At 70.3% G+C, this 14,717-nt stretch carries 18 protein-coding genes and 1 tRNA gene; 6 read left to right on the top strand and 13 right to left on the bottom strand.

From position 1 onward, the window contains the following. Positions 1-5: 5 nt before the first annotated feature. The 3 genes from bcp to H0487_RS05750 all read left to right on the top strand — a co-directional run bounded on the left by bcp (position 6) and on the right by H0487_RS05750 (position 1,970). The gene (gene bcp, locus H0487_RS05740; RefSeq protein WP_183093266.1) at positions 6-488 is read left to right on the top strand and encodes a thioredoxin-dependent thiol peroxidase; all 483 of its coding nucleotides are present in this window, start codon (positions 6-8) and stop codon (positions 486-488) included. Positions 489-535: 47 nt separating this feature from the next. Beyond that, the gene (locus H0487_RS05745) at positions 536-1,840 is read left to right on the top strand and encodes a hypothetical protein (RefSeq protein ID WP_183093267.1); all 1,305 of its coding nucleotides are present in this window, start codon (positions 536-538) and stop codon (positions 1,838-1,840) included. A 49-nt stretch (positions 1,841-1,889) separates the two neighbouring features. Then, positions 1,890-1,970, top strand: a tRNA-Leu gene (locus tag H0487_RS05750). A 7-nt stretch (positions 1,971-1,977) separates the two neighbouring features. Here the strand turns inward: H0487_RS05750 and rdgB are convergent. The 7 genes from rdgB to murI all read right to left on the bottom strand — a co-directional run bounded on the left by rdgB (position 1,978) and on the right by murI (position 7,666). Next, on the bottom strand, positions 1,978-2,595 hold the full coding sequence (gene rdgB / locus H0487_RS05755; RefSeq protein ID WP_183093268.1) for an RdgB/HAM1 family non-canonical purine NTP pyrophosphatase: 618 nt from the start codon (positions 2,593-2,595) through the stop codon (positions 1,978-1,980). Beyond that, positions 2,592-3,299, bottom strand: a complete 708-nt coding sequence (gene rph / locus H0487_RS05760; RefSeq protein ID WP_183093269.1) for a ribonuclease PH — start codon at positions 3,297-3,299, stop codon at positions 2,592-2,594. The genes rdgB and rph overlap by 4 nt, the downstream gene beginning before the upstream one ends. Before the next feature lie 18 nt (positions 3,300-3,317). Beyond that, positions 3,318-4,163 (bottom strand): SGNH/GDSL hydrolase family protein, encoded by an 846-nt coding sequence (locus H0487_RS05765; RefSeq protein ID WP_183093270.1) that lies wholly within the window; start codon positions 4,161-4,163, stop codon positions 3,318-3,320. 93 nt (positions 4,164-4,256) lie between these two features. Continuing rightward, positions 4,257-5,069, bottom strand: a complete 813-nt coding sequence (locus tag H0487_RS05770) for an ABC transporter permease (protein WP_183093271.1) — start codon at positions 5,067-5,069, stop codon at positions 4,257-4,259. Then, a complete protein-coding gene (locus H0487_RS05775) occupies positions 5,066-5,971 on the bottom strand; it encodes an ABC transporter ATP-binding protein (protein ID WP_183093272.1) in 906 nt (301 codons plus the stop codon). Before H0487_RS05775 ends, H0487_RS05770 begins: the two co-directional genes overlap by 4 nt. 70 nt (positions 5,972-6,041) lie before the next feature. Next, complete coding sequence (locus H0487_RS05780; RefSeq protein ID WP_246383008.1) at positions 6,042-6,839, bottom strand: MBL fold metallo-hydrolase; 798 nt, start codon at positions 6,837-6,839, stop codon at positions 6,042-6,044. Then, entirely contained in the window at positions 6,836-7,666 is an 831-nt protein-coding gene (murI, locus tag H0487_RS05785) for a glutamate racemase (RefSeq protein WP_312855832.1), read from the bottom strand. The genes H0487_RS05780 and murI overlap by 4 nt, the downstream gene beginning before the upstream one ends. Positions 7,667-7,744: 78 nt before the next feature. Here murI and H0487_RS05790 point away from each other — a divergent pair, with 78 nt between their 5' ends. The 3 genes from H0487_RS05790 (at position 7,745) to H0487_RS05800 (ending at position 11,190) form a co-directional block, all read left to right on the top strand. Continuing rightward, positions 7,745-8,803, top strand: coding sequence for an alkaline phosphatase family protein (locus H0487_RS05790; protein ID WP_183093273.1), 1,059 nt, complete (start codon positions 7,745-7,747; stop codon positions 8,801-8,803). A 93-nt stretch (positions 8,804-8,896) separates the two neighbouring features. Continuing rightward, positions 8,897-9,988 carry a ferredoxin reductase gene (locus H0487_RS05795; RefSeq protein WP_183093274.1) on the top strand — a complete coding sequence of 364 codons (1,092 nt, stop codon included), beginning with the start codon at positions 8,897-8,899 and terminating at the stop codon, positions 9,986-9,988. Positions 9,989-10,032: 44 nt separating this feature from the next. Then, the gene (locus H0487_RS05800) at positions 10,033-11,190 is read left to right on the top strand and encodes a fatty acid desaturase family protein (RefSeq protein ID WP_183093275.1); all 1,158 of its coding nucleotides are present in this window, start codon (positions 10,033-10,035) and stop codon (positions 11,188-11,190) included. A 30-nt stretch (positions 11,191-11,220) separates the two neighbouring features. Here the strand turns inward: H0487_RS05800 and H0487_RS05805 are convergent, their stop codons facing one another. The 6 genes from H0487_RS05805 to H0487_RS05830 all read right to left on the bottom strand — a co-directional run. Beyond that, positions 11,221-12,168: a PLP-dependent cysteine synthase family protein gene (locus H0487_RS05805; RefSeq protein ID WP_183093284.1), complete on the bottom strand. Its 948-nt coding sequence runs from the start codon at positions 12,166-12,168 to the stop codon at positions 11,221-11,223. Positions 12,169-12,175: 7 nt separating this feature from the next. Continuing rightward, positions 12,176-12,448: a MoaD family protein gene (locus H0487_RS05810; protein ID WP_183093276.1), complete on the bottom strand. Its 273-nt coding sequence runs from the start codon at positions 12,446-12,448 to the stop codon at positions 12,176-12,178. Beyond that, positions 12,448-12,885, bottom strand: a complete 438-nt coding sequence (locus H0487_RS05815) for a M67 family metallopeptidase (protein WP_183093277.1) — start codon at positions 12,883-12,885, stop codon at positions 12,448-12,450. The genes H0487_RS05810 and H0487_RS05815 overlap by 1 nt, the downstream gene beginning before the upstream one ends. Before the next feature lie 43 nt (positions 12,886-12,928). Then, complete coding sequence (locus H0487_RS05820; protein ID WP_312855833.1) at positions 12,929-13,867, bottom strand: acyl-CoA desaturase; 939 nt, start codon at positions 13,865-13,867, stop codon at positions 12,929-12,931. Positions 13,868-13,877: 10 nt separating this feature from the next. Next, complete coding sequence (locus H0487_RS05825; RefSeq protein ID WP_220793112.1) at positions 13,878-14,477, bottom strand: sugar O-acetyltransferase; 600 nt, start codon at positions 14,475-14,477, stop codon at positions 13,878-13,880. Then, positions 14,474-14,717: helix-turn-helix domain-containing protein (locus H0487_RS05830; RefSeq protein ID WP_183093278.1), on the bottom strand; the 244-nt coding region annotated here is incomplete at its 5' end. The genes H0487_RS05830 and H0487_RS05825, both read right to left, overlap by 4 nt.

The following is a 14,717-nucleotide window of genomic DNA, read 5'->3' on the forward strand; positions in this document are numbered from 1 at the left end:
ATCCGATGACCGACCCCGCCCGTCTGGAGGTGGGCGCCCCCGCCCCCGACTTCACCCTCGCGACCGACGCCGACGGCGAGGTGAACCTCTACGACCTCCTCCAGGAGGGGCGCAAGGTCATCGTCTACTTCTACCCGGCGGCGATGACCCCGGGCTGCACGAAGCAGGCGTGCGACTTCACCGACTCCCTCGACGCGCTCCAGGCACAGGGCTACACCGTGCTCGGCGTCTCCAAGGACGCCCCGTCCAAGCTCGCGAAGTTCCGCGAGCGCGACGGGCTCACGATCACCCTGCTCTCCGACCCCGAGCTGGCCGTGCACCGCGCCTACGGCGCCTTTGGCGAGAAGAAGCTGTACGGCAAGATCGTCGAAGGCGTGATCCGGTCGACGTTCGTCGTGGGTGCGGACGGCAAGATTGAGGTGGCGCAGTACAACGTCAAGGCGACGGGCCACGTCGCCAAGCTGCGCAAGGACCTCGGTCTCGCCTGACGGCACACCACTGCCAGGTCACGGGATCAGCCAGGGAAGGGACCCGGATGGAGCTGCACGAGAGCCTCGCCGCACTGGCGCAGGACCACGGCGAGTCGCTCTTCGCCGAGGCCGACGCGTTCCGGGGCGCTCTGGACGACTACCTCGACGAGGGCAGCGCGTCCACCGGGACGATCAACCTGCTGACCGACGCCGTCCGGCTCGGCGCGCTCCAGGCGATGCTCACCATGCTCGACTCCGGCGCCGGGGTCGACGACGCCGTCGAGTCCGCGGGGCTCCGGCTCTCGCGTGACCGCGGCAGCGCCGACGTCACCGGGTCGCAGTGGGCGTGCGCGGTCCTCGGCTACGCCCTCGGGCGGGTCCCGGTGGAGCTCGCGACCCGGCTGCGGCCCGACGCGTTCACCGCCCACCCGCCGAACGACGGCGGCGCGACCGCGCCGCGGCCGCCCGTCGTGTCCCCTCCGTCGGTGGCCTCGCAGCCGACCAGCCTGGCCGGCCCGGGCTCCGTCCCCGGGGCGACCCAGGCACCGCAGCACTCCCCCGCCCAGCAGTGGCCGGCCCCGGCGCAGCAGGCCCACCCAGCCTCGGCCGTGCCGCAGCACCAGCCCACCGGGCAGCCGGGGCAGCAGGCGCAGCCGGCCAGCGGGTACCCCAGCCAGCCGGGCCCGTCGTCGCCGTCCTACGCCTACGCGGCCACGCCGGCCTACAACGCCGGTCCGCCACGGAAGTCCAGCTCGGGGCTCATCATCGGCGCGATCGTCGCGGTCGTGATCCTCGGTGTCATCGCGATCGTCGGGATCATCGCGCTGACCGGCGACGACTCCCCCTCCGCCAACGACACGGCGAGCGACGGGGGCGACGGGGGCGACGGGGGCGATGACCCCTCGATCGACCCGGCGCTCACCCAGCAGGGCGACGGCTACACCTACCAGCGGCCGACCGACGAGTGGCAGGACCTCACCTCCGGCACCGAGGACACCACGGGGACGATCGACTCGATCTCGGCTCCTGGCGACTCGATCACGACTGCCCGCGGCAACGTCCTGGTCGAGAAGTCATCGGCGTTCGGCGAGACCGAGGTCACCAACCTGGCCAGCCAGTGGAAGACGGTCCTGCAGGGCTCGACCGGTGCGACCGCCACCGACATCGAGGACCGCCAGATCGGCGGCAAGGACGCCGTCGGCGTCGAGCTCCTGTGGACCAACGACAACGGCTTCGCCGTCCACCAGATCGCCTACCTCGTCGTGTCCGGGGACGACCAGTACTCCATCACCGGCAGCTTCAAGCAGGGCGACGACGGCTTCAAGGACCTCTACTACCAGATCCTCGACAGCTGGAGCTGGGAGGACTGAGCGCCTGGGCGTCCGACCTGTGCGGCACGTCCTAGACTCGGCCCGCATTGCCGGAGTGGTGGAATGGCAGACACGCAGGTCTTAGGAACCTGTGCCCCAGGGCGTGCGGGTTCGACTCCCGCCTCCGGCACCCGAGGTCAGCGCAGGAGGTCTGCGACGACCGGGGCGATCTCGCGCAGGGCCTTGCCGCGGTGGGAGATCTCGTCCTTGACGTCCGGGGTGAGCTCGGCGGTGGTGACGCCGGGGCGGTCGTCGGCCTCGAAGAGGACGTCGTAGCCGAAGCCGCCGCTCCCCCGCACCTCGCGGATGATCCGGCCGTCCATGCGGCCGTCGACGACCCGGGTGGTGCCGTCGGGCAGGACCAGGGCGACGGCGCAGGTGAAGTACGCCGTGCGCCGCTCGTCGGGGACGTCGGAGAGCTGCGCGAGCAGGAGCTCGTTGTTGCGGTCGTCCTGCCCCGTTTTCGAGCTCAGCGGCGGTCCGCTCCAGCGGGCAGAGAGCACACCGGGCATGCCGTTGAGGGCGTCGACGCAGAGGCCGGAGTCGTCGGCGAGGGTCGGCAGACCGGTGACCGCGACGCCGGCCCTGGCCTTGAGCAGCGCGTTGCCCTCGAACGTCGGCTGGTCCTCGACCGGCTCGTCGTACGGCGTCACGTCGTCGAGCCCGACCACCTCGACGGTCGTCATGTGCTCAGCGAGGATGCGCCGCATCTCCGCGACCTTCTTGGCGTTGCGCGACGCGACCAGGACCTTCACGAGCCGAGCGCCTCCCGCTGCATGCGCGTCAGGTCGGCGCAGCCCTTCTCGGCCAGCCCGAGCAGCGCATCGAGCTCGGCGCGCGAGAACGCCGCGCCCTCGGCCGTGCCCTGCACCTCGACGAACGCACCCGCGCCGGTCATGACGACGTTCATGTCGGTCTCCGCGCGGACGTCCTCGACGTAGGGCAGGTCGAGGCGCGGTATCCCGTCGATGATGCCGACGCTGATCGCGGCGACCGAACCCGTGAGGGCACTCGAGACCCCGAGGTGCGCGCACGCGTCGGCGAGCGCGATGTAGGCACCGGTGATCGCGGCCGTGCGGGTGCCGCCGTCTGCCTGGAGCACGTCGCAGTCGAGCTGGATGGTGTTCTCGCCGAGCGCCTTGTAGTCGATGACGGCCCGCAGCGAGCGACCGATGAGACGGCTGATCTCGTGGGTGCGCCCGCCGATCCGACCCTTGACCGACTCGCGGTCCGACCGGGTGTTGGTGGACGCCGGGAGCATGGCGTACTCCGCCGTCACCCAGCCCAGGCCGCTGCCCTTGCGCCACCGCGGCACGCCCTCCGAGGCGGACGCGGCGCACAGGACGCGGGTCTTGCCGAACTCGATCAGCACCGACCCCGCCGGGTGGTCGAGCCAGTTGCGGGTGATCTTGACGGGGCGCAGCTCGTCGTCGGCGCGGCCGTCCTCACGGGTGCTCATGAGCGACGAGCCTAGTGCTCAGGCGGCCGGCACCTTGACCCGCGGGTCGGCCCGCCGTACGCCGTCCCAGGCACGACGGGCGAACCACGGCCCGAGGTCCTTGGCGCGGCGGCCCATCCACGGCGCCCCCTCGGCGACCATCCAGCCGAGGTCGCGCCGCCAGCTCGGTGGGAGCCCACCCCAGGGCTCGAGCCCGGGCGGCGCGAAGTCGAAGCCGCTGCCGTTCAGCTGCTCGGCGAACGCCCGTGCCAGCACCCGGTGGCCGAGCTCGGAGGGGTGGAAGCGGTCGACGGACCAGCAGGCACGCTGGTGCAGCTCGGGCCGGCAGGCCAGGTCGACCCGCACCCCGCCGTACCGCAGCCAGATCTCGTCGTAGACCCGGTTGACGTGGTCGATCCGCAGGCCCATCGGCCGGCTGAACCACCGCGGCAGGCCGATCAGCGTGCCGTGGTCGTGGAAGCGCGCGGTCATCAGGGTCGCGCCGATCCCGTCGAGGCTCCCCGCGATGGTCAGCAGGTCGTCGCGGACCCGGTCCGCGTCCCAGGTCGACCGCATCGTGTCGTTGACGCCCACGATGAGCGAGGCGAGCTGAGGCCGGTGCGCGAGCGCGTCGTCGAGCTGTTCCGCGCGCACGACCTGCGTGGTGGCGCCGGAGATCGCGACGTTGCAGAAGCTCACGTCGTACGACGTCGCCAGTGCGTCGGCGAGCAGCCTCGCCCACCCCCGCCAGGTCCCCCACTGTCGGTCCACCGGCAGGCCGTCGGCCGCGGGGACCGGGTCGCCGATGCCGACCGTGGTGCTGTCACCGAGGGCAGCGAACCGGAGGTACCGGGCTCCTGACGCTGAGCCGTGCTGGCTGGTCACGACGCCCAGGCTGGCGGACCGCGGTACCGGCGGGCCCCGTCCTGGTGTCGGGTCGGGCAACCTTGGGTGAAGCGCTGACGGCGGTGTTCGCCGTCACTTCACCTCGGCGTTGAGGATCCGCCAGAGTCCGATGCCGAGCGGCAGGCCGATCCAGACCCCGCCGGAGACCGCCAGCTGCCCGATCTCCTCGGCAGAGTCGAGCGACCAGTCCCACACGGGTTCGAGGGCAGCCTGGAAGTTGATCCACGGCGCGATGTCGGTGAAGGCCGGGATCAGGTCCGCGATGACGAACAGCACGATGGCGAGGCCGTACCAGTAGAGGAAGAACACCACGATCGCGGCCGGGGTGTTGAGGAGCAGCGCCGCCAGTGCGAAGCCGACCGTCATGCTGAGCGTCAACGTGACGACGAACGCCAGCGGTATCCACCACTCCATCTGCCAGAAGGTCAGGTCCGGTTGCAAGAGCTCGCACACGGTGGTGCAGGCGATCCCGATCACCATCATGACGACGACCGTCGCGACCGAGGCGATCGCACCGACGACGAGCTTGGCGAGCACGACCCGGGACCGGCGCGGCTCGAGGGCGAAGGTCACCATCGCGGTGCGCTGCCCCCACTCGCTGGTCACCAGGATGATGCCGAGGACGGGAAGCAGCAGCGAGGTGATGCCCGCCGCGGTCCCGGCGAAGTCCTCGAAGAAGACGACACCGTCGTTCACGATCGCGGTGATCATGATGATCGCCTCGACGAGGGCGACCAGGATGCCGATGGTGGCGAGCAGCCAGAACCCGGCACGGGTGTCGAAGGACTTGCGCAGCTCGACCAGCACCAGCCGCCAGAACGGGATCTGCCGGGTCCGGCTGACGTCGAGCAGGGGAGCCGGCTGCGCGGGGGATGCGGCGGTCACTGGTGGACTCCTTCGCGGGCGGTGGCGGACGTGAGCTCGAGGAACAGGTCCTCGAGGCCGACGCCCCCGGAGCGGAGATCGGTGAGGACGATGCCGGCCTCGAGCGCGGCGCGGCCGACCTCGTCGGTGGGGACGTGCACCTTGAGCCCCTCGCCCATCGGTTCGACGAGGTGGCCGCGACGGTGCAGCTCGGCGCCGAGCGCGGCGTTGTCGAGCGAGGTGACCAGCGACGTCGCTGATCCACGCGCCCCCTGGAGGAGCGTCTTTTTGTCGCCCTGGGCGACGATCCGGCCGTGGCCGATGAGGATCATCTCGTCGGCGATCAGCTCGACCTCGTTGAGGAGGTGGCTGGAGAGCAGCACGGTCCCACCGCGGTCGGCGTACCCCTTCAGGAGCCCACGCATCCACCGGATGCCGGCCGGGTCGAGACCGTTGGCGGGCTCGTCGAGGATGAGCACCTCGGGGTCGCCGAGCAGCGCGTGGGCGATCCCGAGCCGCTGCTTCATGCCGAGCGAGTAGTTGCGCAGCCGGCGCCTCGCCTCCGCGTCGGTGAGCCCGACGAGGGCCAGCATCTCGTCGACCCGCGACGAGGGCAGTCCCATCGTGAGCGCGCCGAGCGAGAGGATCTCGCGGCCGGTCCGCCCGCCGTGCTGGGCGGACGCGTCGAGCAGGACCCCGACGTGCCGGCCGGCGTTGGGGATGGCGGAGTAGTCGAGTCCGCCGATCGTCACCCGACCGCTGGTTGCCGGCGTCAGCCCGACCATCACCCGCATCGTCGTCGTCTTGCCGGCGCCGTTGGGCCCGAGGAAGCCGGTGACCCGTCCGTGGTGACAGACGAAGCTGACGTCGTCGACCGCACGGAACGGTCCGTAGGCCTTGGTGAGGTGATCGACCGTGATCATGGGCCACAGCCTGCCCGATGGCACGAAAGGACGGGTGAAGGACCCGTGCAGATCGCGTGTCGGTCGAGCCTCAGATGGCGTAGACGGCGCCCTGGGCGGCCAGCTCTGTCGGGCCGTCGAAGACGGCCAGCGACTCGGTGAGCATCGCCTGGGCGTCGTGCCAGGGCGGGATGTGGGTGAGGACGAGCCGGCGGACCTTGCACTTCGCGGCGGTCTCTCCGCTCTCGCGACCGGTCAGGTGCAGGCTGGGCGGGTTGTCGTCGCCCTCGCGGAACGACGCTTCGCAGAGGAACAGGTCGGCGTCAGCAGCGATGTCGAGCAGCGACGGCGTCGGGCCGGTGTCGCCGCTGTAGGCGAGGGTCCGGCGGCCGTGCTCGTCGGTCTCGGCGGAGATGCGCATGCCGTAGGCCTCGACCGGGTGGTCGACGGGGAAGGGCTCGATCTCGAACGGCCCGACCGTGAACGGCTCGTCGAAGACGTGGAAGGTGAACTCCTCGCTCATCCCGGGCAGCGTCGGCAGGTCGTAGGCGTTGGCGAGCCGCGCGTCGGTGCCCGACGGTCCCCACACCGGGATCCGCGGCTGGCTCCCGCTCGGGTGGTACTTGCGGACGACGTAGTAGCTGGTCATGTCGACGCAGTGGTCGGCGTGCAGGTGGCTGATCAGCACCCCGTCGACCTCGAGCGGGTCGACGTACCTCTGGAGAGCGCCGAGCGCACCGTTGCCCATGTCGACGACGAGGCTCCACGTCCGTCCGTCGTGCTCGGCCTGGACGAGGTAGCAGCTAGCAGGCGAGTCCGGGCCCGGGTAGGAGCCGGAGCACCCCACCACCGTCATCCGGAACGACGTCGTCCCCATCTTGTGCATCATGCCAGGCCCCCGGCGAACTGGTCAGCACCTGCGAGCTCCGGACCGAGGAAGCGTCGACCGATCGTCTCGAACTCGGCGGGCGAGCCGGTCGTCACGAAGGAGTACGACGGCACCCCGCTCTCCCTCATCAGCCCGCTGTCGGCCAGCATCCGGTAGACGTCCTTGGCGCACTCCTCGGCACTGCTGACGAGGGTGACGGCGTCGCCCATCACGTAGGAGATGACGCCGGTGAGCAACGGGTAGTGCGTGCAGCCCAGGATCAGCGTGTCGACGCCGAGCTCGGTGAGCGGGTCGAGGTACTCGTGGGCGACCGCCAGGAGCTCCTCGCCACCGGTCACCCCGGCCTCGACGAAGTCGACGAACCGCGGGCAGGCGCGGGTCGTGAGCTGGAGGTGCGGGGCGGCCGCGAACGCGTCGTCGTAGGCCATCGACTCGGCCGTCGAGCGCGTGCAGATGACGCCGATCCGGCCGTTCTTGGTGGCGGCCACGGCCCGGCGTGTCGCGGGATAGATCACCTCGACGACCGGCACGTCGTAACGCTCCCGAGCGTCGCGCAGCATCGCGGCGCTGGCGGAATTGCACGCGATGACGAGGGCCTTCACGCCTTGGTCGACGAGGTGGTCGAGGCACTCGAGGGCGTACTCGCGGACCTCTCCGATCGGCTTGGGACCGTAGGGCTGGCGCGCGGTGTCGCCGACGTAGAGCAGCGACTCGTGCGGCAGCTGGTCGATGACCGACCGTGCCACCGTCAGGCCACCGAACCCGGAGTCGAAGATGCCGATCGGTGCGTCCAGCACCTGAGGGTCGCGAGTGGTCAGCGGTGGCACACCCGAAGCGTATTGGTTCGCCTCCCGTTCTCGACGGATTCGGGACGGACATCACCTGCCGGCGGTAGCCTGCGCGGCGTGACCGCCTCCCGTTCTCGGGGTCGCCGACTCGCCGTCATCACGGCCGGCGTCGCCCTCTCGGTGTCCCTCGTCCCTGCTGCCGCTCCCGCGCAGACCCCCGCTGAGTACGCCCGCGTGCCCGACGCGCCCGCCGCCCGCGGAGTGGTCGAGCGCCAGGTGCTCGCGATCTCCCTCGACGGCTTCAACCCGCGTCTGCTGAAGAAGCTCGGCCGCGACGGCGCACCGAACCTGCTCCGCCTGTTCCGCACCGGCGCGAGCACACGCAACGCACGGAGCCAGGTCGAGATGACGGTGACGCTGCCCAACCACACCAGCCAGCTCACGGGTCGGCGGATCGACGCGACCGAGGGTGGGCACGGCGTCATCTGGAACGACGACAACCCGGGCCGGCCGGACACGATCCAGGAGGCCGCCGGCGAGGACGTCGAGTCGATCTTCACGCAGGTCGACGCGGCCGGCGGCAGCACTGCGCTGTTCGCGACGGAGTCGAAGTTCGCGCTGTTCAAGAACTCCTGGCCGGACGCGGTCGACCGTTCGACGATCCTCCAGGACCGCGACCACGACGTCACCGTCGCCGTGAAGCGCGACCTGCTGCGACGCAACCGCGACTTCACCTTCCTCCACCTCGGCGCGCTCGACGAGGCCGGCCACGACAAGGGCTGGCTGAGCAGGTCCTACCTCAAGGCCGGACGCCTCATCGACGCCCAGATCGGGATCCTGCTCAGGACGATCAAGGACCACGCCAGGCTCGACGACCTGGTCATCGTCCTGACCGCAGACCACGGGGGGCCTCCGGGCCAGAAGGGCCACTCGGTCGTCACCGACGTCGAGAACTACCGGATCCCGTTCCTCGTCTGGGGACCCGGCGTCGACAACGGCGACCTCTACGAGATGAACCCGACCTACGGCGACCCCGGCGAGGCCCGGATCGAGTTCGCGGGCACCCAGCCGATCCGCAACGGCGACCTGGCCAACCTGTGCGCCAACCTGCTCGGCCTCGGCCCGGTGCCGGACAGCCTCTGGGGCTTCGACCAGACGCTGACCTGGACGAACTAGTTCGCGCGTCCCGAGGAACTGTTGCCACGTCGGTCATTGACGGCTTGGAAACTGCGGACCTAGGTTGACGGCCACCCACCAGAGGAGGCGCGCATGCCCGAGAGCGGTGCACCGGTCAAGATGTCACCGCTCGTCGCGGGCGCGCTGAAGGTCCTTGAGAAGTTCACCTCGCCGCTGTCCCCGGACGACTACTTCGCGCTCATCAACCCGCTGTGGTCGACCCGGGAGACCCTCGGCCGGATCGACCGCGTGCACCGGGAGACCGACGACTCCACGACGGTCTACATCACGCCGGGATTCCGGTGGGGCGGCCACCGCCCTGGTCAGTACCTGCGGGTCGGCTTCGACATCGACGGCAAGCGGCACTGGCGGGCCTACTCGCTGAGCTCGGACCAGGACCGGCCCGACCACAAGCTCACGCTGACCGTGAAGCGCAAGGACGACGGCGTCGTCTCGCCCTGGGTCAACGACCCCCGCAACCTCGGGTCGCTCGTCGTCCTCGGTGCGGTCGAGGGCGAGTTCGTGCTCCCCGAGCCGCCGCCGGGCAAGATCCTCTTCGTCACGGCGGGCAGCGGGATCACCCCGGTGATGGCGATGCTCCAGGCACTCGACCGCACCGACGCGCTTCCCGACGTGGTCCACGTGCACTCCTCGCGCACCGGTGACGACTCGATCTTCGGCGCCGAGATCGACGCGCTCCACGAGCGCCCCAACGGCTACCGCCTGGTCCGTCGCATCACCAGCACTGAGGGCCGGGCCGAGCCCGCCCACCTCGACGAGCTCTGCCCCGACTGGCGCGAGCGCCAGACCTACGCCTGCGGGCCCGGCGCCCTGCTCGACGCGCTCACCGACCACTTCCGCGCCGAGGGCCTCGAGGACCGGCTCCACGTCGAGTCCTTCGAGCACTTCGTCATGGGATCCGGAACCGGCGAGGGCGGCGAGGTCACGCTCTCCGCGACCGGCACCCAGGTCACGTGCGACGGCACCACCCCGATCCTCGTGGCCGCCGAGGCCGCCGGCGCCGAGCTGCCGTTCGGCTGCCGGATGGGCATCTGCCACACCTGCACCGGCCTGCTCGAGCACGGCACCGTCCGCGACCTGCGCACGGGCGAGACGACCCAGGCCGGCAAGGAGATCCGGACCTGCGTCAACAGCCCCGACGGACCGGTCACGCTCAAGCTCTGAGCCCCAGCCTCCTGCCGACCAGCACCTCACGAAGGGATCCGCGCATGCCCATGAAGGAACCGATGATCGAGAGCCCGCTGGCCCGGCTGACGCCGGAGCAGATCGAGGAGATCGGGCGGGAGTTCGACGCGATCCACGACGAGGTGTTCAACAGCCTCGGTGAGCGCGACGCCCGCTACATCCGCAGCATCATCGCGCTGCACCGCCAGCTGGCGCTGCTCTCGCGGGCGATCCTGCTCGGCTCGCGCTACAAGCCTGCCTGGCTGCTCGGCACGAGCGTCCTCGGGATCGCCAAGATCCTCGAGAACATGGAGATCGGGCACAACGTGATGCACGGTCAGTGGGACTGGATGAACGACCCCAAGATCAACTCGGCGAACTGGGACTGGGACAGCGCCTCGACGCCGGAGGCGTGGAAGCACTCGCACAACTACGTGCACCACACCTTCACCAACATCCGCGGCAAGGACATCGACCTCGGCTACGAGATCATGCGGATCGACCCGCACCAGCCATGGCACCCGGTCTACCTGGCGCAGCCCTTCTACAACGTGCTGCTGGCGGCGTTCTTCGAGTGGGGCGTGGCGTTCCACGACCTCGACCTCGAGGCGCTGAAGAAGGGCGAGAAGTCCAAGGAGCAGCTCCTCAAGGAGCTCAAGGGCATGGGCGGCAAGGCCTGGCGACAGATCCTCAAGGACTACATCGCCTTCCCGCTGCTCTCCGGCCCGGGCGGCTTCAAGCAGACGCTGACGGCGAACTTCACCGCGAACCTGATCCGCAATTTCTGGGCCTACGCGATCATCTTCTGCGGTCACTTCCCCGACCAGTGCTACACGTTCAGCCAGGAGGAGACGGAGAACGAGACCCGCGGCGGCTTCTACGTCCGACAGCTGCTGGGTGCGGCCAACATCGAGGGATCGCCCGTCTTCCACGTGATGGCCGGCAACCTCGGGTACCAGGTCGAGCACCACATCTTCCCGGACATGCCGTCGAGCCGGTACGCCCAGATCGCCCCGAAGGTGAAGGACATCTGCGAGCGCTACGGCCTGCCCTACAACAGCGGCCGGCTCGGCAAGCAGTTCGGCACGGTGCAGCGGACCATCCTGCGCCTGGCGTTCCCGGGCGGTGAGCCGCGGCCGAAGCCCGGTGCCTACCGCCCCGAGGACGCCCCCGTCCAGGGTCGGCCGCTCATCGCGGTGTAGCGGCTGCCCGGGAGGGTCAGCCGAGGGCCGTCAGGCCCAGAGCTGGCCCTCGAGCCGGTCCTCGGCCTCGTCGATGGTGCCCTCGTAGGCGCCGGTCGACAGGTACTTCCAGCCTCCGTCGCAGATGACGAACGCGATGTCGGCGGACTCCCCCGCCTTGACGGCCTTGGCCGCCTGCCCGAGCGCCGCGTGCAGGATGGCGCCGGTGGAGATCCCGGCGAAGATGCCCTCGAGCTCGAGGAGCTCGCGCACCCGTCGTACGGCGTCCCGCGGGCCGACCGAGAAGCGGGAGTCGATGAGCGAGGCGTCGTAGAGCTCGGGGACGAAGCCCTCGTCGAGGTTGCGGAGACCGTAGACGAGCTCGCCGTAGCGCGGCTCGGCGGCGACGATCCGGACGTCGGGCTTGGCCTGACGGAAGAACCGCGAGACGCCCATGAGCGTGCCGGTGGTGCCGAGGCCCGCGACGAAGTGGGTGATCGACGGCAGGTCGGCGAGCAGCTCAGGGCCGGTGCCCTGCTCGTGCGCGAGCGCGTTGGCCTCGTTGCCGTACTGGTAGAGCATCACCCAGTCGGGGTGCTCGACCGACATCTGCTTGGCGACCCGGACGGCCTCGTTGGAGCCGCCGGCCGCCGGGGAGGAGACGATCTCGGCGCCCCACATCCGCAGGATCTGGCGGCGCTCCTCGCTGGTGTTCTCGGGCATCACGAACACGCAGCGGTAGCCCTTGAGCTTGGCCGCCATCGCGATCGAGATGCCCGTGTTGCCCGAGGTCGGCTCGAGGATCGTGCAGCCGGGACGGAGCCGGCCGTCCTTCTCCGCCTCCTCGACCATCCGCAGGGCGGGCCGGTCCTTGATGGAGCCGGTCGGGTTGCGGTCCTCGAGCTTCGCCCAGAGCCGCACGTCAGGGGACGGCGACAGCTGCGGCAACCCCACCAGCGGCGTGTGGCCGACCGAGGCGAGCAGGTTGTCGTAGCGCACCAAGGGATCAGCCTCCAGCGACAGCGGGCAGCACGACGACCTGGTCGCCGTCGCTCAACTCGGCCTCGAGGCCGCCCAGGAACCGCACGTCCTCGTCGTTGACGTAGATGTTGATGAACCGGCGCAGGTCGCCGTTCTCGATGAGGCGCTCCTTGATGCCGGGGTGGTTGGCATCGAGCGAGTCGATGAGCGCGGCGAGGCTGGCGCCCTCGGCGTCGACCGCCTTGGCCCCGTCGGTGTAGGTGCGCAGGATGGTCGGGATCCGGACCTCGATGGCCATCAGGACTCACTCCTCAGGGTGGGGACGACGGTGACCTCTTCCTCGGTCACGACGCCTTCGACGATTCGATAAGACCGAAAGTCCACGGGGCCCTCGTTATTCCCGTGCTCACGTGTGCTGACGAGCACGTAGTGGGCGCCGGGCTCGCTGGCCAGGTTGATGTCGGTCACGCTCGGGTAGGCCTCGGTGGCCGTGTGGGAGTGGTAGATGATCACCGGCTCCTCGTCGCGCTGGTCCATCTCCTTGTACAGCTCGAGCAGGTCGGTCGAGTCGTACTCGTAGAAGGTCGGGCTGCCGGCGGCGTTCACCATCTCGATGAAGCGCTCGGGGCGGTCAGCACCCTCGGGACCCGCGACGATGCCGCACGCCTCGACGGGGTGGTCCCGCTTGGCGTGCGCGACGATGGCGTCGAACGTCGCCTGGTCGATGGTCAGCACGGCACCAGATTAGGGCGTCGGGGCCGGCTCCCCGGCATCGAGGTCAGGCGGCGGACCCGGACGCCGGCCGGGTGATCGACTTCGCCTGCAACCGCTCACGGGTGGGCCACCGCACGTCGCGGACCCAGCCGAGCTTCTCGAGGATCCAGATGACCCGCGCCGAGGTGTCGAGCTGCCAGCGCCTCACGCCGTGCCGGGCGCTGGTCGGGTCGGCGTGGTGGAGGTTGTGCCAGGACTCCCCGCCGGACGGGATCGCGAGCCACCAGACGTTGCCGGACCGGTCGCGGGAGCGGAACGGGCGCTCGCCGACGACGTGGCAGATCGAGTTGATCGACCAGGTGACGTGGTGGAGCAGGCCGATCCGGACCACCGTGCCCCAGAAGAACGCCGTCACGGCGCCCTGCCAGGACCAGGTGAGCAGTCCGCCCGCGAGCGGCGGCAGGAAGATCGAGAGCAGTACCCACATCCAGAACATCCGCGAGATGCGGACCAGGTCACGGTCCTTGGCGAGGTCCGGGGCGTACTTCTCGATCGACGTCTGCTCGGAGTCGAAGAGCCAGCCCATGTGCGCCCAGAAGAAGCCCTTGGTGAGTCCGCCGAGGGAGTTGCCGAAGCGCCACGGCGAGTGCGGGTCGCCGTCCCGGTCGGAGAACTTGTGGTGCTTGCGGTGGTCGGCGACCCAGCGGATGACCGGGCCCTCGATCGCCATCGAGCCGAGCACCGCCAGCACGTTCTTGACGACCCGGTTGGGCTTGAAGGACTTGTGCGTGAAGAGCCGGTGGTAGCCCACGGTGATGCCGTGGAGCGTGAGCGCGTACATCACGACGGTGATGGCGACGTCGCTCCAGCCGAGCCAGCCTCCCCACGCGACGGGGATCGCGGCGAGGAACGCGACGAACGGGACCGCGATGAACGAACCGAGGGCGATCCGCTCGCGGAGGGACTGGACGTCGCCGCCGAGGGTCGCGCGATCCTGGGTCACGGGCCGCAGCCTATCCGGGAAGCTCCCGGACGACGCGGGCCGGGTTGCCGACGGCGAGCACGCCTGCCGGCAGGTCCTTGGTGACCACCGACCCGGCACCGACCACGGTCCCGGAGCCGATGGTGACCCCGGGGAGCACGATCACACCGCCGCCCAGCCAGACGTTGTCGCCGATCGTGATCGGGGCCGCCGACTCCCACTTCTCCTTGCGGGCACCGGGCTCCAGCGGATGGGTCGGCGTGAGCAGCTGGACGTTCGGCCCGATCTGGACGTCGTCGCCGATCGTGATCGCAGCGACGTCGAGGGCGACCAGTCCGAAGTTGGCGAAGAACCGGTCGCCGATCGTGATCTGGAAGCCGTAGTCGACGCGGAACGGAGGCCGGATCTCGACCCCTTCGCCGACCTGGCCGAGCAGCTGGTCGAGGATCTGGCCGCGCAGCACGTCGTCGCCCGCGTCGGTCGCGTTGTACGACGCCGCGAGGTCCAGCGCGCGCCGGTTGACCGCGGCGATCTCGGGGTCGTCGGCCAGGTAGAGGTCGCCGGCGAGCATCCGCTGCATCATGCTGCGCGGGTCGTCTGCCGGGTCCGTCGAACCGGTGGCGTCGGTCATGAGGTCCTCACGCCCACACGGTAGCGACGCTCGGGGCGCCCGGTGCCGCCGTAGCGCAGCCGCACCTCCGCGGCTCCCGTGTCGACGAAGTGCTCGAGGTAGCGGCGCGCGGTGACCCGCGACAGGCCGACCGCGTCGGCCGCCTCGGAGGCGGAGATCTCACCCGCCGTCCGGGCGGCGGCCAGCACCAGGTCGGCGGTCTCCGGGCTCAGGCCCTTCGGCAGCACCGGAGGTACGTCG

Origin of the sequence: Nocardioides stalactiti (assembly GCF_014180715.1) — a bacterium.
Classification (GTDB): domain Bacteria; phylum Actinomycetota; class Actinomycetes; order Propionibacteriales; family Nocardioidaceae; genus Nocardioides; species Nocardioides stalactiti.

Excerpts from the sequence above, each read along its gene's own strand:
- rph (WP_183093269.1), bottom strand. The coding sequence starts at position 3,299 with ATGAGCACCCGTGAGGACGGCCGCGCCGACGACGAGCTGCGCCCCGTC.
- H0487_RS05800 (WP_183093275.1), top strand. The coding sequence starts at position 10,033 with ATGCCCATGAAGGAACCGATGATCGAGAGCCCGCTGGCCCGGCTGACG.
- H0487_RS05795 (WP_183093274.1), top strand. The coding sequence starts at position 8,897 with ATGCCCGAGAGCGGTGCACCGGTCAAGATGTCACCGCTCGTCGCGGGC.
- H0487_RS05775 (WP_183093272.1), bottom strand. The coding sequence starts at position 5,971 with ATGATCACGGTCGATCACCTCACCAAGGCCTACGGACCGTTCCGTGCG.
- H0487_RS05780 (WP_246383008.1), bottom strand. The coding sequence starts at position 6,839 with ATGATGCACAAGATGGGGACGACGTCGTTCCGGATGACGGTGGTGGGG.
- H0487_RS05810 (WP_183093276.1), bottom strand. The coding sequence starts at position 12,448 with ATGGCCATCGAGGTCCGGATCCCGACCATCCTGCGCACCTACACCGAC.
- H0487_RS05745 (WP_183093267.1), top strand. The coding sequence starts at position 536 with ATGGAGCTGCACGAGAGCCTCGCCGCACTGGCGCAGGACCACGGCGAG.
- H0487_RS05825 (WP_220793112.1), bottom strand. The coding sequence starts at position 14,477 with ATGACCGACGCCACCGGTTCGACGGACCCGGCAGACGACCCGCGCAGC.
- bcp (WP_183093266.1), top strand. The coding sequence starts at position 6 with ATGACCGACCCCGCCCGTCTGGAGGTGGGCGCCCCCGCCCCCGACTTC.